The sequence below is a fragment of the Candidatus Scalindua japonica genome (genome assembly GCF_002443295.1).
Taxonomy (GTDB): domain Bacteria; phylum Planctomycetota; class Brocadiia; order Brocadiales; family Scalinduaceae; genus Scalindua; species Scalindua japonica.
In genome coordinates this window covers 160,521-182,391 of the sequence record NZ_BAOS01000013.1, presented here as the reverse complement: position 1 = coordinate 182,391, position 21,871 = coordinate 160,521, and the positions used below count along the sequence as shown (strand labels likewise).

The following is a 21,871-nucleotide window of genomic DNA, read 5'->3' as shown; positions in this document are numbered from 1 at the left end:
TAAATATAAGATTAAAGATATATGATTGATGTTTTTGGGGACAAGTCAAAGATAAACAGATACATTGTTGACGAAGAGGCGCCATGTATTGTTGCCTGTCCAATCCGACAGGATGCGCGGGATTATATACAATTGATCGCAAGGGGCCGGTTTTCTGAAGCAATACAGGTCGTCGCGGAAAGAAACGCGTTACCGTCCGCATGTGGGCGCATATGCACTCATCCGTGTGAGACAGAATGCCGAAGGAATGTTATAGATAAGCCTATCGCAATTGCATGGCTTAAACGTTTTCTTGCTGATGGCTTTCTCAATGACAAAACAAAAGGTATAGAGAGACAGGCAGAAATCAAGTATTCTGAAAGGATTGCAATCATTGGAGCGGGGCCGGCAGGACTTGCCGCCGCAAAAGATCTCGCACTCCTTGGATATCAATGTACTATCTTTGAGGCCCACTCCGGTCCCGGAGGTATGCTCCGTATGGGCGTGCCGACATACCGTCTGCCAAGAGAGTTTCTGGATAAAGACATCGGTTTGATAGCAGATCTTGGTGTAGAAATTAAATATAATATGACTGTAGGTGAGGATATATCCTTTGACGATTTAAAGAATGATTTTGCTATTACATTTTTAGCTGTGGGTTTACCCATAACAAGACGTCTGCCCATCGAAGGTACAGATTTAGATGGGGTGCAGGATGCCATATCATTTCTAAAGAGCGCAAACTGCCATCACAGTGCAAAGGTTGGAAACAGCGTTCTTGTTATTGGAGGAGGCGCGGTTGCAATGGATTGCGCGAGAACTGCTTTGAGGCTTGGGCCGAAGGAAGTTAACATAGTATGCCTGGAGCATAGAAACGAGATGCCAACATCCGATTACGAAATAGAAGAAACACTGCAGGAAAAAGCGATTCTTCACACTTCAGTAGGCCCAAAACGAATTATAGGAGAGGGAGGCAAGGTTGCTGGTCTGGAAACGCTCAAGGTCAAATCTGTTTTTGACAGCGAGGGAAGGTTTAACCCCTCATTTCATCAAGGCAGTGAGTCTATAATAAACGCAGATACAATCATTCTGGCAATTGGCCAGGCTTCAGATTTGTCGTTTCTTGAAGGGCATGAAGAGATAGGAGTTACCGGAGGGGGTACAATAGCTGCAGAGGCTGATACTTTAAGCACTGGTATGCCGGGTGTTTTCGCAGGTGGTGATGTGGTATTAGGCAGAGGAACTCTTACTATGGGGCTGGGGCATGGTAAAAAAGCCGCGTTATCAATACATAATTACCTCAGAAAAACGTCCAGGACTGATCATAAATTCAGAGACGTTAAACCTATTGATGAACTGTCAAAGACGGAAACAAGGGTTGAGAAAATAAAAACAGAAGAGAGGGATGAAATGCCGGTCCTCGATCCAAATACAAGGACAGGGAATTGGGATGAGGTTGAGCTGGGCTTCACGGAAGAGATTGCGGTACGTGAAGCAATGCGGTGCATGAACTGTGGAAACGGAGCCACAGTGTCATCCGAGCTCTGCATTGCATGTCTGACATGTGTCAGGGTCTGCCCTTTTGAAATACCAAAGATAAAAGAAGATGAAAATTTTGCTCATATAGGAAATGATTGCCAATCGTGTGGGATGTGTGTTGTGGAATGCCCTGCAAAGGCAATAGAGTTTAAGGGTCAGTATGAGGATATGGGCAAAGACCAGTTAAATGATGCTTTTAAAGAGGCAAAAACTTCTGAACCGTTGATAATAAACTTCTATTGCAGTTATAATCTCGATCTGGCGCTCTCCAAAGAAGAGTTGCCTGAAAATATCAGGCAGATTAATCTGCTCAGTTTAGGAAAGTTAAGTCCCGGATTAATACTAGACGCGTTTGAGAAGGGTGCTGATGGAGTTTTAATTACATCATGTGACGATATGTGCCATTTTGGTGATTCATGTCATGCCTGGGCAGAACAGAGGGCTGAAACCGCGATGGATTTCCTGGTTTCAATCGGCATTGAAAAGGAGAGAATAAAACACCATGCGCTCCCTGACCAGGACGGTAACGGCTTTTTACAAACAGCAAATCAATTGATTGACGAGATAAAGCATTTATAACCATTTAATATCACTATGAGCGAAGAACACGACACAAACAATAATAATTTAAAATCAGGAAGTAATTTAGAGAAGCTTCTCAAGAAAGGCGAGTTTGTTGTTACATCAGAATTGGGCCCTCCCAGAGGGGCCAGTCGGGAAGCAGTTGAAGAGAAAGCAAAGTTTTTAAAAGGTTATGCTGACGCGTTCAATTTAACTGACTGCCAGACAGCAATGGTACGTCTTTCCAGTATCGCAAGCGGGGCCATACTCTTGAACATGGGAATGGAACCGGTTGTGCAGTTGACTTGTAGAGACAGGAATAGAATAGCAATGCAGAGTGATATACTTGGCGCCGCAGCGTTGGGCATGAAAAACCTTCTTTGCCTGACCGGTGATCATCAGTGTTTTGGCGACCATCCTGAGGCCAAAGGTGTTTTTGATCTGGATTCTATTAACCAGCTTGATATGTTCAGACAAATGAGAGATGAGAAGAAGTTTCAGTCCGGCGAAGAATTAAAGACAGAAGAGCCAAAACTTTTTTTAGGCGCTGCGGAGAATCCTTTTTCTGACCCTTTCCAATATCGTGCTGCTCGTCTTGCTAAGAAAGTAAAGGCGGGTGCAGACTTTATTCAGACTCAAATTATCTACAATGTTGAAAAATTTGAGAAGTGGATGAGTATGGTCAGAAACATGGGATTGCATAAGAAGGTATTTATCCTGGCCGGTGTCACACCCATCAGATCTCTCGGCATGGCGAAGTACATGAAGAAAAATGTTCCCGGTATGGATGTACCTGATGAGATAATAACGCGTCTGGAAGGGGCAGAGAAGAAAAAAGCTGAAGGTATAAATATCTGTCTTGAAGTAATTGAGAGAGTAAGGAAAATCGAAGGAGTTTCAGGCGTGCACATTATGGCAGTGGAGTGGGAAGAAATAGTACCTGAAATTACAGAAAGAGCCGGGTTACTCCCAAGGCCGACACCATAAACTACCCAATTTCCGGAATCCTCCCCTTTCAAATGGCGGAGCCGAAAGAGGAGGCGGATTTTACTTGGTTTCAAGTTTAAAAACGAATGGATATGTATGCTGTCCAGCAACTATTTTATTCTCCCCCATATTCAGTTCACCCTGCACATGTTCTGCCCCCATTAACAATAGTATCAAGGCTACCCCTGTTAACTGTTCTCAATCTTTCAAACAATATATACATTAAAATTCATGTATAATATTCTAAAAAACGGTGATTGTTATTATACCGGAAACCATAACCGTTGCTCCTAATAATCTCTCTTTAATATTTTTTTCCTTGAAGAACATAACACCGTAAATAACACCGAAAAGAATACTCAACCGTTTTACTGAAACCATATAAGCAACTTCTACAAGACTAATTGCTTTTACATGTGTAATTATCATTATCGTTATCAGTATACCAATAAGAAGAAAAAGTACAGGTCTTAAAGTTACTTTCGAGAAAAACTGTCTGTTCCTGAAGCTGATGACCAGGAATAGAAAAAATGATAGTAAAAATGAGTAAATAACACTGAAAAAAACCGGATCTGAATGTTGCACTGCTATCTTACCAATACAAGCACCTATACTGAATGTAAAGGCAACAATAATCATTAACAAAGATCCATGTTCTTTAGCTATCGCCTTAAATGGTTGAAGTAAACCTCGACTGATTGTATGAACGTTCAGCAAATAAGCGCCTATTACGACTAAAACAATGCCAATCAAGCCGGATCCATCAGGCCTCTCTCCCAGAATAATATATGATGTTCCAATCAAAAAGACTGGGGTTAAGGATAAGAACGGGAGTGTCAGGGAAAGCGGTGATATCTTTATTGCCTTCATATAGAGTAGCAGCGCTATTATATCAAGCGGTATAGCCGAAAACAGCGCCCTATAGAAAGTTCCATCAAGTTCAGGTTTTTCAATAAAGGGTATGATTAAAACCATAAATGGGACGGTGTAACCTGTCCTGATCCAAGCAACAATAGATGGATCAATATTATCATTCAATGCTTTTTTACTCAATGCATCAGCCGTTGCCAGACTTAACGCACAAATGAATGCGTAAACAAACCAGCTCATTTAAGTTTATTACCAGTAGTTTTAGTATGCATGTTTATTTACAAGTCCCCTCCAGATAGTCAGCCACATTATTTCTATATCAAATCTGAGGCTCCAGTTCTCGATGTAATAGAGATCATACTCAATTCTTTTCTCCAACGAAGTATTTCCTCTCCATCCACTGATTTGTGCCCAACCGGTGATACCGGCCTTCATTTTGTGTCTCAACATATACTTCGGGATTTTATTTCTAAACTGTTGTATAAAAAATTCTCTCTCTGGTCTTGGCCCGACAATACTCATGTCCCCTTTAAGTACATTAAAGAACTGAGGGAGCTCATCCATGCTTGTCTTTCTCAAGAATGCGCCAATTGGTGTTTTGCGGGAATCACCCTTTGTCGCCCATACGGGGCCAGTATCTTTTTCCGCCTGAGTTTCCATTGTCCTGAACTTCAGCATGCTGAAAATATTTCCATCCATACCCATACGTTCCTGACTGTAGAAAACAGGTCCTTTTGAAGATACTTTTACTAAAACGGATATAACTAACATTAAAGGAGATACGGCTAATAATATGGCAATTGACAGAACTACATCTGTAACCCTTTTAATTACGAGGTTCCAACCATATAGAGGAGTGTCCCTTAAGCTGATTATAGGCATGCCTTCAAACTCGCCAATGCCCCCTCGTAATGTAGCAAGCTCAATTAAATCAGGAATGAGCATGATTGATACAGTCTCGTCACCTATATCGTCAAGGATCCTCTTTAGCCTTTCATGGGCACTTAAAGGGATAGTAATCAAAACCATGTCAATCTTCTGGTTCATTACAATACTTCGAATATTGCTGCAAGTATCAAGCACCTTAAAACCTTTAAGTTCGTTACCAATCTGCGTTTTATTATCACTTAAAAAGCCCCTGATCTTGATTCCAAGTTCCGGATGATTATGTAATCTGTCGGTAACATCCAGCGCCAGGTTCCCAGTTCCTACGATTAAAGCGTATCTCAAGTTATATCCCTTTTTTCTAATAAACCTTAAAAGCTCACGAAAAAGAATTCTTTCAATAGTCAAGGTAATCACACATATTACCCAGAAGTATAGAAAAGTAAGCCTTGAAAATTCATATTTTCTGACAAAAAATGTCAGAGAAAGAAAAAACAAGATAGCGATTGAAGTTCCCTTTGCGATGTCTATTACCTCTGCAAATCTCGACGAAATCCTTCTTGGCCTGTACAATCCAAATGCCTTAAACACAATATACCAGAGTGGAAGCATAATGGTAAGAAACGAAAGGTAGGTAAGGAATGAGGGCACCCCTTTAGATACAGGAATAAAAGGGAGATAAAAACGTAAATAATACGCTAGTATCCAGGAACAGGACAGCGCTATCCAGTCAAAAAAGAGGACCAGTGTTTCAAAGAATGTACTGTGTCTTTTTAACATAGTATATCAGCTTGCTCCGTTTCCAGATTTAAATTTATTAAATTCCTTTTCAATATATTTTTTAATCTTTTCTTTAAATATTGTCCTGTCAAAAGACTCGGCATTCTTTCTGATTACCTGCCAGTTAAACAAATCCAGTACTTCCTCAAAACGGATTACAGTTTGTGACAGAGATTCCGGGGTTTGCTCGTAAAAGAACATACCGGTAGCATGGCTTGATCGTTCCGTCTCGTCATTCATATTTTCATCCAGAGGAACAATTGTTTCCAAAGCGCCACCCACTCCATATGCAATCACTGGCTTTCCACAAGCCTGAGCCTCTAAAGGGACAATACCAAAATCTTCAACACCGGGAAATATCAGAGCTTTACAGTTAACATAGTGTTCTCTAACCACCTCATCTGATTGCCATCCCATCAGTTTGATATTTTTGCCGGCCATCTTTTCCAGTTTTTTTTCATCCTGTCCGGAACCGATTACTATAAGTGGCAGATTTATCTTATTGAATGCTTCCACGGCAATATCAACGCGTTTATTGGGTGCGAGAGGTGAAACCATTAGATAAAAACCTTCATTTGATAACCCCGGTTTAAAATAAGAACAGTCGACCGGCGGATATATCAGATCAGCATCCCTGTTATAGTTTCTCTTTATCCTTTCGACAATGTATTTAGAAATACCAACAAATCTGTCAACACGTTTGCAGTTTGTTACATCCCACTTCCGTAAATAATTTAAAACAAGAGAGGTGGCTAACCTTGTCATCATGCTTGCCCTTTCCTTACCGAAATAGAGATTGTACAAATCCCAGATATATCTCATTGGCGTAAAGCAATAGCATATGTGCAATGTATCAGCGCTTGTAACTACACCTTTCGCAACACAATGACTGCTTGACAGGACAAGGTCATATCCTCGTAAGTCAAAACGTTCAATAGCAGTTGGAAATATTGGCAGGAGATGGCGGTATTTTTTCTTAATAAGAGGTAGCTTCTGAATAAAAGATGTCCTGATGTCCATCCTTTCTATGGTATTACAGAGGCTGCCCTTATTATGCAATAGAGTATACAGATGGGCATCCGGAAAAAGCTCACAGAATACTTCCAGGACTTTTTCCCCACCACGCATACCTGTGAGCCAATCATGAACAAGTGCGACTTTCATTTTTTTGTGTACTATGGGCCTTTTTGCGGCAAGTGCTATAATCCCTCTTTCACCAGATCATGCATTCTTAACATACCGACAACAATATTTTTTCTGTTTAAGACAGATAAAATGGTAATTGGTTTCTCTCTTTCCTGCATAATATTTAAAGCGGCAAAGGCTTTTTCGTCCTCATAAACAAATATGGGATCCGGATTCATTATATCTTTAATTTCCATTGAAAAAATATTTTCTTCTTTCTCAATATGTTTTCTAATATCATAATCAGTAACCAGCCCAACCATCTTACCGTTACTATCAACAACTGAAACTGCGCCTGCCTGCTTTCCGGATATTTCTGATAGACAATTTTTTACACTATCAGATACATTGATTATTGGATTATTACTACCCTTTAACATGACATCAGAAACCATCATAGTTAATCTCTTACCGATCTGTCCACCGGGATGAAGTCGCGCATAATCAGATAAACCAAATTCCCTCATCTTCATTAACGCGACTGCCATGGCATCTCCTAATACCATAGTAACTGTTGAGCTTGTTGTAGGGGCCATGTTAAACGGACAAGCTTCTTCTATATCACCTATATTAATGACTATATTGGAATAACTCGCTAATGTGGAAGTCGCGTTCCCCATTATACCGATTATTTTTGCACCGGCGTCCTTTATTGAAGGAAGGACACCGTTAAGTTCAAAACTTTCTCCGCTCTTTCCAATTGCTATAACAACATCTTCAGCGGAAATGATTCCTAAATCGCCGTGCATTCCTTCAGCAGGGTGCATGAACATTGCAGGCGTGCCAACACTTGACATGGTCGATGCAATCTTCTTTGCAACCAAACCGGATTTTCCCATACCAGTAAGTATGATTTTTCCATTACAATTGAAAATAGTTTCAACTGCTTCTGTAACTGACGCGTTTATACAAGCCTTTAATTGAGAAAGGCCATCTATTTCAATGCCAATGACTTTGATTATCTCATTTTCAATGTCTATATTCATCCAAATCCTCTTTTACAGAATAATATCAAAATCGGCAATTGATCACATCTATTATAAGTTAAATTTTTACACATATACAATATAAGCAGTCAGGGCTCAAGAAAAAAACAACTTTACATTCCTGGACGATTAAATATACTTTCTTCCATACTTCTCAGTGAATACTATCTGGTCCAGGCTTAACCTCGGTCTGGGAGATGGGTCCTCATCCGGAATTCCAACCGCCAAGAGTGCCATTACTTCAATATGATCAGGGATTTCAAGGACCTCTTTCACCCTTTTATCTTTATACCATCTTACCCAGCAGGTACCCAAGCCAATCTCAACTGCCTGCAAAACAATATGTTCAACGGCTATAGCTACATTTGCCGCAGCGGCAACCATAAGAGCATCTTTCGTTACAGTACTCATACCCTTTTTAATGTACGGAATAAAAACTTTCCGTGTTCTCTCAGGAAGCGCACCAGATTCTATGAGTTCATCCACCCTCTCTGGAAACTCCTTAAACGCCTTTAGATCGGCACAGCAGACTATTATTATGGGAGCACGTTTAACGTGCCTTTGATTATGCGCCGCCTTTTGCAATTCTGTTTTAGTAGCATTATCCCTGACTACTATAAACCGCCATGGCTGAGTATTCGTTCCTGATGGTGCTAATCTGGCGCTTTCAAGTAAAAGTTTGATTTTATCTTCCGGTATCGGGTCCGGTTTAAATTTCCTTATACTCCTTCGCTTAATTATTGATTCGCTTACATCCATTACAACTCTCCCCTATACATGAATTTGTTCCTTTGCTTCGCTCAAGGACAAGCCTGAGCTGGAACCTTAGATTCTTCCCTTCGTTCAGAAGATGATAGAAGGCGAAGGGTTTCGCCTGCCACAAATACCGGCAGATAAAAATGACAAAGGGGGTATCTTCTTTCGAAATATGCGGTTAAAGTGGAAACTATATTCGTGTAAATTATACATTGTCCCTGTGTAAATAATAACATTTTTTTAAGAAAAAGTTTTTTATTTCGAGCTGGAGAAAAAGGCGGGATATCACCCGTTTTTTGTGACCTTCCTGACAAAAAAAAGAGAATAAGATGTGAGTTCGATTACGGTGAGATTACCTGATTCGTTACATCGAAAAATCTGATAAGACAAGTAGGGTGCATTCCATGCACCGCTAACAACGTTGGATACGGCAATGGTGTTATCTGTTAAACAAATACTTTATTATGCTGGCGTGTTTCTGGTGCGTAAAACGCACCCTACGAATTTTGTTTCCGGATGTAGAATCTTTTTGGTGGGCAGTGCCCCATACGCATCAACCTAAAAATTTATATTGGCGAATGTTGTAATATCGAACGGAATTTACTACATAGGGGATATACCATTATCAGCTTGATATTTTCGTAAAGCTTGGAATGGTCTCCCAACTTTCCCCTTCCTTTAGTTTCTCCTACGTAAATCCAATTTGCTGCTTTATAGCAAGTGCCACAAAAACGTTTTGTCTCTACAAACGTTTCCAACATCACGGGCCTATACTTGTAATGTTGCTCCCAATCATCGGGAAGTTTCTTAATAACGAAAGACAATATCTTGGACGCAAGGTTCTTAGATTTTATCCATGGTAAAATTAAAAACCTCGAATTATTTACTATCAAATGAAGTCTTTGTTCTCGAACCTGACGACTCCAACCGATAAATTTTTCCCTCGCTTGAACGTTCCAGGCGGAGGCGCTAAATCCTAATGCTCCGAGGGTACCATAGTTGCTATTTATCAGATAGCGAAGTTGAGAGCCAACTAACTTTTTGTATACTAAATAATGCCAACGATGAACCATCTCATTCCATATTTGAGATTGTTTCTGGGTTCTTACTATATCCAGACTCAGTCCTTGAATCTTTCCGGCTGGTAGATTGATGGACGGTTCCCCTTCTTTCAGTCTATTGCAATTTTTGTACTGTTTACCGTTACCATTTCGTCTCAGTGCAGGAGGTAGCGTAAATCAGACAAGTAGGGTGCATTCCATGCACCGCTAACAACGTTGGATACGGCAATGGTGTTATCTATTAAACAAATACTTGATTATGCTGGCGTGTTTCTGGTGCGTAAAACGCACCCTACGAATTTTGTTTCCGGATGTAGAATGTTTTTGGTGGGCAGTGCCCACCGTACAGCGACTATGATTATCTTTTGTTTTATATTTGGCAATTTTATTTTTCGTATTTTTTCTATCCGTTCTTCTTGCCCGGCCAGCCCGACAACCAGGCTGTGTCACAATTAAAAGATGTATTTTTGTAAATTATATGCTAAGAATTTTAATTACGAACACTGATATGTTATCATACTCCTTTGATAAATCAATAATGAGGGAGTTTAAATGGCATATCGTATTGGTAATAGAGAACAAATGATGTTATTACCACAAAGCATTGAAGACTATGTTGGTTCTGACGATCCGGTTCGAGCATTTGATGCTTTTGTCGAAGCATTAGATTTTAGCAAATGCGGAATTATTATTAATCCCAAGAAGGTTGGGGATCCTGGATATAATCCCAAAGCGATGTTAAAGCTTTCGTTGTATGGTTATTCATACGGATTTAGAAGTTCCCGTAAATTAGAACGTGCGGTTTATCATAATCTATCCTTCATCTGGCTTATGGGTGATTTAAAACCAGACCATAAGACAATAGCAGAATTCAGGAGAAAGAATAAGAAAGCAATCACAAATGTTCTCAGGCAATGTGCCCGTTTATGTATAGACCTTGATTTGATAGAAGGCAACACTCTGTTTGTAGACGGAAGTAAGGTTCGTGCAAATGCAGGAATTAACCATATGTGGACACAGAAAAGATGTGAAAAATCTCTACAAAGGATAGATGCTCGAATAGAAGCCATACTTTCTGAAAGTGAGAAAGTAGACAGACAGGAACAGGAACTTCCGTCAGTGGTTACAATGAGAGAAGAACTTCAGGATAAAAAGGTTCTAAGGTTTAAGGTGGAAAAAATTCTTAAGAAACTTGATGAAGAAGGGCAAAAGTCAGTAAATACTACCGATGAAGAATGTGCCAGGGTTAAAGGACGCCAAGGTACTCATGCAGGTTACAATGTACAAAGCATTGTTGATGAAAAGCACGGTTTAATTGTTCATACTGATGTAGTTAGTGAGAGTAATGACAGCAATCAATTTGCTGAGCAAATTAATCAAGCCAATGATATATTGGAGAAGAACGGTTCTGTTGCCTGTGCAGATGCGGGATATGATAATACCGATGAATTAAAAAGGATTGATGGCCAGGATATTAAAGTGATTGTGCCTCAGCAGAAACATACTTCAAATAAAAAAGATGCATCATTTGATAAAGATAAGTTTCGATATGATTCGGGAAAAAATTGCTATATTTGCCCTGAAGGCCATGTATTAAGTTATAGAACAGTGGATACGGTGAGGAAGAGTAAGACATATCAAATCACTGACAGTTCTTTATGTATGAGCTGTCAACACTTTACTGTTTGTACAACGAGTAAGCGTGGGAGGAGGATTTCACGTCTGATTAATGAAGAGGATAGAGAGAGGCTCAGATTACAATATGAAGAACCGGAATCTCAAGCAATTTATAAGCTCCGGCAACAGAAGGTAGAACTTCCATTTGGACATATAAAGCGAAATCTAAAAGTAAATGCTTTTCTCATGAGAGGTAGAGATGGTGCAAGAGCGGAGATGTCACTCTTAGGGACGTGTTTTAATATGGCAAGAATGATTACCATATTAGGGATACCTGGATTGATTGAAAAACTTACCAGTTAGAAGGAAAAGGAGCTTTGTTTTATCATTCTAATTATCTAATTTTCAGGATAAATAAATTAAATAAAGATTTCTGCTTGTCTGATTCAACAAACTCCTTCATATTAAAGTTCTAAATTGTTTTGTGGCTATATTATGACACAGCCTGAATGTCATTCTGGCGGGTGTCATTCTGGTGGGGACGGCTACCTATTCGGGCAGGTGAACGGTTGAGCCGGGCGGGCAGGCTGGCGGGTATGACAAAAGCGGTATACGCAAAAACCTAACCGGATGACGCTGTCTTTTAGTAGAATTTTGCCACTTTATATGTACGGTAAGGTATTTGTACAACATAAATTGAAATACATAAGATTGACTATTTTAAAGTATGCAATATAATAATCAACTAATTCTTAGTACAAACATTTTATAAAAATATGATTTGCATTCCAATTACAGCAGGAAATGTTGAGGACACAATTTCGGAAATGGAATCGGCTTCCAGATATGCTGATATAGTTGAATTACGTATAGATTACATACCGGAGATACAAAATGCGGAAACATGCGTTGAAGAGGCGCTAAAGAGCAAGACTAAACCGGTAATTATTACAAACAGGCCTGTAAGAGAAGGTGGCAAATTTAATGGAAGCGAACAGGAAAGATTACAGCTGTTGCAGAAGGCAATCGAACTGGGAGCAGATTACGTTGACGTTGAACATGATTCTATCAGACAAATTACCAGACAAGGCAGCAGTAAAATAATTATTTCACACCATAATTTTGAAGAGACCCCTTGCAACTTAAGCAAAATATATAGTGATATTTGCCAGCACAAGCCCGATATAGTAAAGATTGTAACATATGCCAATGATATCACCGATAATATCAGGATATTTGAACTTTTACAATCTGCTAAAGTACCTACCATATCTCTTTGTATGGGAGAGTTAGGGTATATAAGCCGGATACTTACAGGTAAGTTTGGAGGGTTTCTGACATTTGCCTCTCTCGAACGAGGCAAAGAATCAGCACCGGGGCAATTGACGGTAAATGAGCTCCACAAAGTATATCACTTTAAAGATATAAACAACGAGACCAAGCTTTATGGTATTATTGGAAATCCGATTTCTCACAGTATGAGCCCGGCCATCCATAATGCCGCCTTTATTGAAAAAGGTCTTAATAACGCATATGTACCACTGAAAATAGAAAATATTGGTACTTTCATGAAAGAGTGTAGAAAAATAGATTTTCAAGGTTTCAGCGTTACTATCCCACATAAAGAGAGTGTTTTACCGTTTCTGGATGACATTGATCCGACTGCCGGGAAAATTGGTGCTATAAATACTATAGTGAACCGGAATGGGAAATTAAAGGGCTACAATACTGACTGTATGGGCGCAATAATGGGATTGGAATGTAGCCTGAAGGTAGTCAATGGCACATTAAATAATAAAAAGGTATCTATTATAGGAGCAGGGGGTGCGGCACGCGCGATCGCCTTTGGCTTAAAAGAAATAGGTTGTGATATAACCATATTCAATCGTACCATTGAACGTGCGGAAAAACTGTCACTGGACGTCAAATGTAGATTTGGTAGTTTTGAAGAAATTTACAAACTTGAAACTGATATCCTCATCAATACCACATCTATCGGTATGTTTCCTGATGTTGATCAAACACCAGTCACAAAAGATGTACTAAAGGAAGGTATGATAGTTTTTGACGCCGTTTACAACCCCATAGAAACCAGGCTTCTCCGTGACGCAAAGGAAAAAGAATGTCATACGGTTAACGGACTTTCAATGTTTATTAATCAAGCGGCAGAACAATTCAGGCTCTGGACAGATATTGACCCACCGGTAGAATTAATGACCAATGTAGTAAAGGAAAGGTTATGAACATAGTCTTAATCGGTTTCAGAGGTACTGGAAAAAGCACGGTTGGTAAACTTCTGTCAAAACGCCTGGAAAGAGATTTTATTGATTCAGACCAATATATTGAAAGTATTACAGGGAAAACTATTAAGAGTATATTCGAAGACGATGGGGAGGAAGGTTTTCGTAAGATTGAGGCAGATACCATTGCAGAATTAAGTAAAGTAGACAATAAGGTAATATCAGCAGGGGGGGGAGTTGTCCTTAAAGAAGAGAATGTAAGAAACTTGAAAGAGAAAGGATTTCTTGTTCTTCTGGAAGCAACTCCGGAAATTATTTATAAACGTATTTCACAAGATGAAAAAACAACACAGCAAAGACCTTCTTTAACGGATAAGACACCTCTGGATGAAATCAGACATTTGATTGCGATACGAGAACATGCTTACAGTAATGCGGCTGATTACACGATAAATACATCTTACGTTTCCTGTGAAGATATAGTAAATGAAATTATTACAGTAGAAAACAAACAGTCAAATTGAAGAGGGGAAACACAGATTACACTGATTATATTCAAAGAAAGAAAAAGGCGTTATTACGCAAACTTGCCTACCGGCAGACAGGCGTTATATCTTAATTCACTGATGTTGATATTTGTACGGTTATGAAGCTTTGAAGTGTTTGAAAAGAGATGACCAGACAAAAGGAATCACCGTAATTACCCTGCGGGAGAATGCTATGCCTGATGATATTGAAAGAGGAAAGACTTCTGGATTAAGAGATTATATATTACAACGCCGATAAATGTAAACCAATCCCTTGAGGCAATTGATAAGGAATTGTCTCAGCCCTAATCTTTCTTTTTATCATCTAATGATTTAATGACTTCATCAACAATTCCGTAGTCCTTGGCTTCCTGTGAAGACATATAGAAATCCCGATCAAAGTCCTTTTCTATCTTCTCAATTGGCTGGCCGCTGTGTTTTACCAGTATTTCATTAAGATTTTTCTTCATAAACATTATCTCTTCTGCCTGAATGCTTATATCAGTTGCCGTTCCTGTTGTGCCTCCCCATGGCTGATGTAACATTATCCTTGTATGTGGTAAACTGTATCTTTTGCCTTTAGTTCCTGCTGCCATAAGTATCGCACCCATACTGTAAGCAGAACCAATACAAAACGTAGCTACGTCGCAATGCACAAACTGCATTGTATCATAGATTGCAAGACCTGCCGTGATAGAGCCACCCGGAGAGTTTATATAGATATTTATATCCTGGTTCTTATTGTCATTTTGTAAAAATAGCATTTGAGCTATTACTATGTTTGAAACGTTATCATCTATCGGACTGCCAATGAATATTATCCGATCTTTAAGCAAACGAGAGAAAATGTCATAATGCCGCTCTCCATATCCTGTTTTTTCCACTACATATGGTACATAAACGTTTCCATAATTGTTATTATCCTTAGTCACCTAATCCTCCTTGCTGTTTATTTTTCTTTATCTTTTTTTTGCTTAACTTCATCTTTAATCTCTTCTATATTTGCTTCTTTCATTAACAAGCTAAGCGTTTTATTTTCTCTCAACTGATGTCTTAAGTTTGAAATACTATTCATCTTTTCAAGTTGTTTTCTCATATCGGAAGGTTCAAGCCCATACATGCCTGCCATCTCGCTGATTCTTCGATTGACATCATCTTCTGTAACAAATATTCTCTCTTTTTCTGCTATGTGTTCAAGTACAAGTGACATCTTAAAATCTCTGACTACAGATTCTTCAGAAGCACTCTTTAAATCTTCCATATTCTTTTCTATCTCCTCTTGAGGAGTGCCTTTATTCAGTAGGTCGAGCTGGTATTTATGGAGTCTCTCATTTGTATGATGAGCAACCATGTCTTCCGGCATATCAAAGTCAGCCATTTCTAAAAGTTTGCTGGAAATTTGTTCCTGCATTTCACCTTCAGTCATCCTCTTCTTTTCCATCTCCAGTCTCTTTGACATAAACTCCTTTAACTCACCAACGGTATCATAACCGACTTGTTTTGCCAACTCATCATCTATTTCAGGACTTTTAGGTCTTTTAATCTCATTTATCGATATTTCCATTTTAGCAGATTTGTTTCTATGTTGTTCCACGGAAAAGTTATCTCCTAATTCTATATCTATCGTAACTTTATCACCGGATTTCGAGCCAACAAGATTATCTTTCAGGTCCGGTACATTAATATCAACAATATGAGAACCGGAAACCATAACCTCCAACTCTTCGTCCGACCAGACAATCTCATCGTCAACTCTAACTTCACAATCACATATAATAACGTCTTCATCTTTTGCTTTACCACTCTTAACAACAGTTAATTGAGACCTCTGTCTGCTTAAAGTCTCTAGCGCTTTATCTATATCCTCATCAGTAACAGTTACAGGCTTTCTCTTAAGCTGCATACCCTTGTATTCTCCCAGCTCAAATGTGGGCAATACCTCCAGGGTGACCTCAAATTTTAACGGTTTGCCCAATTCAAGATCAATGTCGCCAACGTCAGGATCACCTATGGGTGACAATTTGTTATTCTCGATTGCCTCTTTGTATGAATCGCTGATAACCGCCCGCTTTACTTCTTCTTTAATTTTGTCACCATAGTTTCTCTCAAGTAGCTTTCTGGGGGCTTTCCCTTTCCTGAATCCAGGCAAATTTGCCATTCTGGAAATCTCTTTTAACTGTTTTTGCCACTCGTCTTCAATTGCTTCCTTTGATACCTCGAACTTAAGTAACTTTTTACATGGCCCGACTTCTTCTATTTCTATATTCATTATTTTTTTAAATTAAAATATTTTTGTTAACTTTTTACGATTTTCTGTCTATTTACAGGTTATTGTAGACAGCAAGTCTGAAGAAATGGAGCGGGTGATGGGATTCGAACCCACGACATTCACGTTGGCAACGTGATGCTCTACCGCTGAGCTACACCCGCAATTCAACTAATTATAATTAACCGATATAGATTTACAATATATTTTTATCTGGTGCGAGAGGGGGGAGTCGAACCCCCACACCTTGCGGTACTAGATCCTAAGTCTAGCGCGTCTGCCAGTTCCGCCACCCTCGCTCACAAGGTGCACTAAAGATACTCTTAACTGTTTCGGGATCTGCCAAACCACCGAATCGTTAAACATAAAAATCCTTAGCTAACTTATATAAGTCCTCCAGTTTAGTTTCAAGTGCTATATTTTGCAATCTTTTTTATTATAAATGATTAGTATATTTTAAATTCAATCTCTGAGAAACACTCTGATTAGCCTAGACAGCACTCTCTTTATCAGTTCTTGTTTGAACAGGCTGGGTTGTTTTAAAACCACTTGCGTTGTAAGTGTCTATATGATAGTATCTTCTAGTTCTTTATTTGTATACTGTATTATTCATAAAATTTGATTTTGGGACAAACATATTACAAATACATCACTATTAATATAGAAAGGAAAAATAATAATGAAAGGTGTTGTTCTTGCCGGTGGTCTTGGTACAAGGCTGTTACCTTTAACAAAAATTACCAATAAGCATTTGTTACCTATTTTTGACAAACCAATGATATACTACCCCCTGCAAACATTAATCAGTGCCGGGATTGAGGATATTATGATTGTTACCGGTGGTAATAATGCGGGTGATTTCCTGCGACTTTTAGGTAACGGAAAAGAATTTGGTTTGAAGGATATAAACTATACATACCAGGAAGGTGAAGGAGGCATTGCAGAGGCCTTAGATCTTGCTAGAAATTTTGCAGATGGTGAAAAGACTATTATTATCCTGGGAGACAATATTATTGAAAAAAACATAATCAGAGAAAAGGAAGAATTTGAGAAACAGAAGGAAGGCGGCAAGATATTAATAAAAAAAGTGCCAAATCCATCTAGTTTCGGTGTACCAGAACTTGTAGGGGAGAAAGTGGTTGGTATTGAAGAAAAGCCGGAACAACCTAAAACAGACTATGCCGTCATAGGCATATACATGTATGATAGCCATGTATTTGACATTATCAGTACACTTGATAGATCGGATAGGGGTGAATTAGAAATCACTGATGTCAATAATGCTTACATTAAAAATGGAACAATGACAAGTTCGGTTTTAGATGGTTGGTGGATTGACGCGGGAAGTTCACCGGAAAATCTGGCTGAGGCAACGCAGTTGGTTATCAAAACAGGCGTTAATAATTTAACTTAAAGTTCTATGCGTATTATTTCAGGCAAAGCAAAAGGCGTACGGCTTTCCGCATTAAGCAGTAAAAAGACCAGGCCGATTTTAGACAGAGCCAAGGAATCTTTGTTCAGTATCCTGGGAGATGCGGTACAGGATAGTGTTGTTCTGGATTTATTTGCAGGTACCGGCTCATTGGGAGCAGAAGCCCTCAGTCGAGGAGCAAAAAGATGTTTATTTGTTGATAATAGTACAAATGCAATTAAGGTGATAAAAAAAAATCTCCGGGACGCTAATCTTTTAAAAAGGACGGTTGTTTTAAAAATAAACGTATTTAGACTATTAGATTTTATAAAAAATAAGGATATAAAGTTCGACATTATTCTGGTTGCTCCTCCGTATAAATTATTGGATATAGATTATGGGGATAGGAAAAGGATCTTATCTCTTATAGAAGCGTTTGTTTCAAAACAAGTCATTAGCGAAAAAGGAATTATTGTCCTTCAGCATCATAAAAAGCAGAAAATTAACCAGGAATGTTTCAAACAATTGAATGTAATTGACGATAGACAGTATAGTAATACGCAGCTTACTTTCCTCAAAGTAAACGTAACCGAAGGTTCTGTAATTTATAAATCATGATTGCCTGATGTCGGATGGAACAATACACGATTTAGTCGACAACTCTGCTCCTTCAGATAAAGAGCACCGTATGTTTTTCACGACAGTTGCCTCAAAGTCCTAATATAAACTTCTCCATAAAGGGGTAGTGTTCAAATTCTATTGATATTGGATAACACTTACAATAAATATGAAAAAGGAAAATAATAAAAATATAATAAGCATTGAGGCTCCTGCCAAGGTAAATCTTTTCCTGGAAATTCTTGGCAAAAGAGATGATGGTTATCACGAAATTGAAACCATAATGCAGGAAATTGATCTTGTTGACAGCCTTCGTTTTGAAGAAATCCAGGAGGGAGTAAAGCTTGAGTGTAATGATAATAATATTCCTTCAGACCATGACAACCTTGTGTGTAAAGCCGCAAATCTCTTCCTTAAAGAGTGCGGTGTCAAAAAGGGAGTATTGATTAATTTAGAAAAAAAAATACCGGTGGGTGCAGGATTAGGAGGAGGGAGTAGTGACGCGGCGGCAACGTTGAAAGCATTAAATTTGCTCTGGAAAGTAGGGCTCAGTGATGAAGAGCTAATTGAATTTGCGGCAAAACTGGGATCAGACATTCCTTTTTTTATAAAAGGAAAAACCTCATTATGCAGTGGAAGAGGTGAGAAGGTTTCTCCGGTTGAAGTGAGGAGTAAAATGGATTATATTATCCTCTTTCCACATGTCCATATCAGCACAGAAACGATATACAAAAACCTCAAAATTGACTTGACAAAAAAAAGAAAAGATGTTAGCTTTTTTTCAAATGCACTGAAATATTCTGAGGTTTCAGATATCGGTAAGTTGCTGTTTAACCGATTGGAAGAAGCAATTTTTACGATATACCCTGATTTGCTGCAGGTGAAAGAGTCTTTAGAAGTTTTTGATTTTTGTGGTTTATCAATTTCCGGCAGTGGATCAGCCTTCTTCGGTCTTTGCAACGACAGGCACCAGGCGGAAGTTATCAAGAGTAAAGTTGAGTTTAGCGGAACAGGAAATGTATTTGTGGTTACAAGTGTTTAACACCATAGACAACGAGACCGGAAGGAGGAGTTATTACTGTGAATATTACCGAAGTCAGAGTGAAACTAACCGAGGCAAAAAAGAATCGTTTACAGGCTTTTTGCAGCATAACAATTGATAACGACTTTGTAGTAAGAGATTTGAAGATTATAGAAGGGTATAAAGGGGCTTTTGTTGCCATGCCAAGCAGAAAGCTCGCTGACAAATGTCCAAAATGTAATTCTAAAAATCACCTTCGTTCACGGTTTTGTAATGATTGTGGGGCTAAACTTGATGACAAACGTGCTTTGGGTGAGTCTAGAGACGAATCCAAAGGGAAATTCAAATTGTACGCGGACACTGCTCATCCAATAAATTCCAAATGCCGAGATGAAATTGAGCAAAAGGTACTTGCTGCATACAAAGAAGAAACTGAAAAAGCAAAACAACCAGGATATAAACCTCCCGTAATGGATGTGCCGGATATAGACTATGACGAGGACAATACAAACAGTTAAAGGATAATAGCATCCATCGTAAAAGGGGAGTATATAACACTCCTTTATACCAATTCAATTGACAGTCAGTAATTGAAAACTTCTTGGTCACGCGCTATACTTATTTTCTAAAGACAATATTCTTTAATTAGTGCCTTTTGCAGACTTTTTTTGCAGAAAGCCAACAACATTTAATTCTGAGGGAGGAACTACCAAAGAATTAAATGTGTAAAATCAATTGGCATTGTTATCTGATATTCTGAGTTTCAGGAAGATTCAGGATGACAATGGTATCCCTTCTTGAAACGTAAGCGGGTAAAATAAAATTTACATACGGAATGATTAATAATTTATTTAATTTCTCAACAAACAGATAAAAATGTATAAAACGGGTTCACAAATATTGATTAATGCCTTAAAAAGAGAAAATGTGGAATATATTTTTGGCCTGCCTGGCGGTGTCGTCATACCACTTTTCGATACTTTATTTGAGGAAAGTGAAATAAAATTCATATTGACGCGCCACGAACAGGCAGCAGGTCATGCGGCCGATGGGTATGCCAGGGCTACAGGGAAAGTAGGAGTATGTATTGTTACATCCGGTCCAGGAGCAACCAATTTAACAACTGCTATTGCGACTGCATACATGGACTCCATACCAATGGTTGCCATAACCGGTCAGGTGAAAACACATCTTATAGGCAGTGATGCCTTCCAGGAAGCAGACGTTACCGGTATTACCCGTCCTATTTCCAAACATAATTACCTGGTTAAAGATATAAAAGAGCTGGGAATGATAGTAAAAGAGGCATTTTATATCGCTTCTTCAGGCAGACCGGGTCCTGTTGTTATTGACCTTCCTGTGGATGTAACAACAGATACATGGGATGGCCCGATTCCCGAAAAAGTAAATCTACCAGGATATAAGCCGTCATACGAAGGCAACATACGGCAGATAAAAATAGCAGCAGAGGCGATAAACAGATCAAAAAGACCTGTGATTTATGCGGGCGGTGGAGTTATCTCTTCAAATAGTTCAAAAGAGCTTGCCGAACTGGCTGAAAAGGCCAATTTGCCGGTAAACACGACTCTGTTAGCGCTGGGAGTATTTCCGGAAAACAATGAAAAAGCGCTGGGTATGCTGGGTATGCATGGGACTGTTCCTGCAAACTATGCTGTTCATGAATCTGATCTTTTAATTGCAGTTGGTGCAAGATTTGACGATAGAATTACCGGCAAGATAGATGAATTTGCTCCCAAGGCACAGATTATTCATATAGATATAGATCCAACTTCTATAAGTAAAAATATAAAGGTTGACATCCCGGTTGTTGGAGATGCAAATAATATTCTTACTGAACTGATAAAACATGTAATTTATGTAGAAAGAAAAGAGTGGTTTGAAAAAATTGCGGAATGGAAAGAGAAATATCACGTCTCATATGACAACACAAGTGATGTGGTAAAGCCACAATACGTAGTTGAACAAATCTGTGAAGCAACCAAAGGAGATGCAATTATTACCACTGAAGTTGGCCAGAATCAGATGTGGGCTGCTCAATATTATACCTATACCTATCCCAGAAGCTTCTTGTCTTCCGGAGGTTTAGGTACCATGGGTTTCGGTTTCCCTGCCGCGTTAGGCGCTCAGCTTGGGTTTCCGGACAAAACTGTTATTGCAATTGCCGGTGATGGCAGTTTTCAAATGAATATTCAGGAACTTAGTACTGCCGTTAAATATAAATTACCGGTTAAGGTTGCTATCCTGAATAACGGTTTTCTTGGGATGGTAAGGCAGTGGCAAGAGCTCTTTTATGATAAAAGATACGCGCACACTCTACTCGATGGCAATCCTGATTTTGTGCAGGTAGCAAAAGCCTATGGGGCTGAAGGCTTCCTGGTTACAAAAAAGGAAGACGTAAGACCTGTAATTGAAAAGTCAATTTCAATAAAAGGGCCGGTCGTAATAGATTTTAGAGTAGACCCGGAAGAGAATGTATTTCCAATGATTCCTGCGGGACAAGCCATTAGTCAGGTTAAGGGCATTGAACTGATTTGATGTGTTTACTATGATTCTACCTTCTT

General features: G+C 39.0%; 19 protein-coding genes and 2 tRNA genes. 11 read left to right on the top strand and 10 right to left on the bottom strand.

Annotated elements, in window-relative coordinates; genetic code table 11:
• Positions 1-21 precede the first annotated feature (21 nt).
• Together SCALIN_RS08310 and SCALIN_RS08305 are read left to right on the top strand one after the other, a co-directional pair.
• Complete coding sequence (locus tag SCALIN_RS08310; RefSeq protein ID WP_096894043.1) at positions 22-2,097, top strand: FAD-dependent oxidoreductase; 2,076 nt, start codon at positions 22-24, stop codon at positions 2,095-2,097.
• A gap of 15 nt (positions 2,098-2,112) precedes the next feature.
• The gene (locus tag SCALIN_RS08305; RefSeq protein ID WP_096894042.1) at positions 2,113-3,066 is read left to right on the top strand and encodes a methylenetetrahydrofolate reductase; all 954 of its coding nucleotides are present in this window, start codon (positions 2,113-2,115) and stop codon (positions 3,064-3,066) included.
• Between the two features lie 243 nt (positions 3,067-3,309).
• Here the strand turns inward: SCALIN_RS08305 and SCALIN_RS08300 are convergent, their stop codons facing one another.
• The 6 genes from SCALIN_RS08300 to SCALIN_RS08275 all read right to left on the bottom strand — a co-directional run bounded on the left by SCALIN_RS08300 (position 3,310) and on the right by SCALIN_RS08275 (position 9,748).
• Positions 3,310-4,176 carry a DMT family transporter gene (locus SCALIN_RS08300; RefSeq protein WP_096894041.1) on the bottom strand — a complete coding sequence of 289 codons (867 nt, stop codon included), beginning with the start codon at positions 4,174-4,176 and terminating at the stop codon, positions 3,310-3,312.
• Positions 4,177-4,197: 21 nt separating this feature from the next.
• The gene (locus tag SCALIN_RS08295; RefSeq protein WP_096894040.1) at positions 4,198-5,601 is read right to left on the bottom strand and encodes an undecaprenyl-phosphate glucose phosphotransferase; all 1,404 of its coding nucleotides are present in this window, start codon (positions 5,599-5,601) and stop codon (positions 4,198-4,200) included.
• 6 nt (positions 5,602-5,607) lie between these two features.
• On the bottom strand, positions 5,608-6,765 hold the full coding sequence (locus SCALIN_RS08290) for a glycosyltransferase (RefSeq protein WP_096894039.1): 1,158 nt from the start codon (positions 6,763-6,765) through the stop codon (positions 5,608-5,610).
• Positions 6,766-6,800: 35 nt separating this feature from the next.
• Complete coding sequence (locus SCALIN_RS08285; protein WP_096894038.1) at positions 6,801-7,772, bottom strand: KpsF/GutQ family sugar-phosphate isomerase; 972 nt, start codon at positions 7,770-7,772, stop codon at positions 6,801-6,803.
• Positions 7,773-7,901: 129 nt separating this feature from the next.
• Positions 7,902-8,531, bottom strand: coding sequence for a nitroreductase family protein (locus SCALIN_RS08280; RefSeq protein ID WP_096894037.1), 630 nt, complete (start codon positions 8,529-8,531; stop codon positions 7,902-7,904).
• 563 nt (positions 8,532-9,094) lie between these two features.
• Positions 9,095-9,748, bottom strand: coding sequence for a Druantia anti-phage system protein DruA (locus SCALIN_RS08275; RefSeq protein WP_096894036.1), 654 nt, complete (start codon positions 9,746-9,748; stop codon positions 9,095-9,097).
• A 393-nt stretch (positions 9,749-10,141) separates the two neighbouring features.
• Here SCALIN_RS08275 and SCALIN_RS08270 point away from each other — a divergent pair, with 393 nt between their 5' ends.
• The 4 genes from SCALIN_RS08270 to SCALIN_RS23350 all read left to right on the top strand — a co-directional run bounded on the left by SCALIN_RS08270 (position 10,142) and on the right by SCALIN_RS23350 (position 14,232).
• The gene (locus SCALIN_RS08270) at positions 10,142-11,569 is read left to right on the top strand and encodes an IS1182 family transposase (protein ID WP_096894035.1); all 1,428 of its coding nucleotides are present in this window, start codon (positions 10,142-10,144) and stop codon (positions 11,567-11,569) included.
• Positions 11,570-11,982: 413 nt separating this feature from the next.
• A complete protein-coding gene (gene aroE, locus SCALIN_RS08265; protein WP_096894034.1) occupies positions 11,983-13,449 on the top strand; it encodes a shikimate dehydrogenase in 1,467 nt (488 codons plus the stop codon).
• Positions 13,446-13,970: a shikimate kinase gene (locus tag SCALIN_RS08260; RefSeq protein WP_096894033.1), complete on the top strand. Its 525-nt coding sequence runs from the start codon at positions 13,446-13,448 to the stop codon at positions 13,968-13,970. Before aroE ends, SCALIN_RS08260 begins: the two co-directional genes overlap by 4 nt.
• A gap of 139 nt (positions 13,971-14,109) precedes the next feature.
• Positions 14,110-14,232 (top strand): hypothetical protein, encoded by a 123-nt coding sequence (locus SCALIN_RS23350; protein WP_261341007.1) that lies wholly within the window; start codon positions 14,110-14,112, stop codon positions 14,230-14,232.
• Between the two features lie 46 nt (positions 14,233-14,278).
• Here SCALIN_RS23350 and SCALIN_RS08255 read toward each other — a convergent pair whose 3' ends face one another.
• The 4 genes from SCALIN_RS08255 to SCALIN_RS08240 form a co-directional block, all read right to left on the bottom strand.
• Positions 14,279-14,905: an ATP-dependent Clp protease proteolytic subunit gene (locus tag SCALIN_RS08255; protein WP_096894032.1), complete on the bottom strand. Its 627-nt coding sequence runs from the start codon at positions 14,903-14,905 to the stop codon at positions 14,279-14,281.
• A 17-nt stretch (positions 14,906-14,922) separates the two neighbouring features.
• On the bottom strand, positions 14,923-16,242 hold the full coding sequence (gene tig, locus SCALIN_RS08250; protein WP_096894031.1) for a trigger factor: 1,320 nt from the start codon (positions 16,240-16,242) through the stop codon (positions 14,923-14,925).
• An 86-nt stretch (positions 16,243-16,328) separates the two neighbouring features.
• Positions 16,329-16,403: transfer RNA gene (locus SCALIN_RS08245), tRNA-Gly, on the bottom strand.
• 50 nt (positions 16,404-16,453) lie between these two features.
• Positions 16,454-16,538 (bottom strand) — tRNA-Leu (locus SCALIN_RS08240).
• Positions 16,539-16,918: 380 nt separating this feature from the next.
• Between SCALIN_RS08240 and SCALIN_RS08235 the strand changes: the two genes are divergently transcribed.
• The 5 genes from SCALIN_RS08235 to ilvB all read left to right on the top strand — a co-directional run bounded on the left by SCALIN_RS08235 (position 16,919) and on the right by ilvB (position 21,845).
• Positions 16,919-17,653: a sugar phosphate nucleotidyltransferase gene (locus SCALIN_RS08235; RefSeq protein ID WP_096894030.1), complete on the top strand. Its 735-nt coding sequence runs from the start codon at positions 16,919-16,921 to the stop codon at positions 17,651-17,653.
• 6 nt (positions 17,654-17,659) lie between these two features.
• Positions 17,660-18,268, top strand: a complete 609-nt coding sequence (gene rsmD / locus SCALIN_RS08230) for a 16S rRNA (guanine(966)-N(2))-methyltransferase RsmD (RefSeq protein WP_096894029.1) — start codon at positions 17,660-17,662, stop codon at positions 18,266-18,268.
• Positions 18,269-18,437: 169 nt separating this feature from the next.
• Positions 18,438-19,310 carry a 4-(cytidine 5'-diphospho)-2-C-methyl-D-erythritol kinase gene (gene ispE / locus SCALIN_RS08225; protein ID WP_096894028.1) on the top strand — a complete coding sequence of 291 codons (873 nt, stop codon included), beginning with the start codon at positions 18,438-18,440 and terminating at the stop codon, positions 19,308-19,310.
• Positions 19,311-19,348: 38 nt separating this feature from the next.
• Complete coding sequence (locus tag SCALIN_RS08220) at positions 19,349-19,807, top strand: septation protein SpoVG family protein (RefSeq protein WP_096894027.1); 459 nt, start codon at positions 19,349-19,351, stop codon at positions 19,805-19,807.
• Between the two features lie 358 nt (positions 19,808-20,165).
• The gene (gene ilvB, locus SCALIN_RS08215; RefSeq protein ID WP_096894026.1) at positions 20,166-21,845 is read left to right on the top strand and encodes a biosynthetic-type acetolactate synthase large subunit; all 1,680 of its coding nucleotides are present in this window, start codon (positions 20,166-20,168) and stop codon (positions 21,843-21,845) included.
• Positions 21,846-21,871 lie beyond the last annotated feature (26 nt).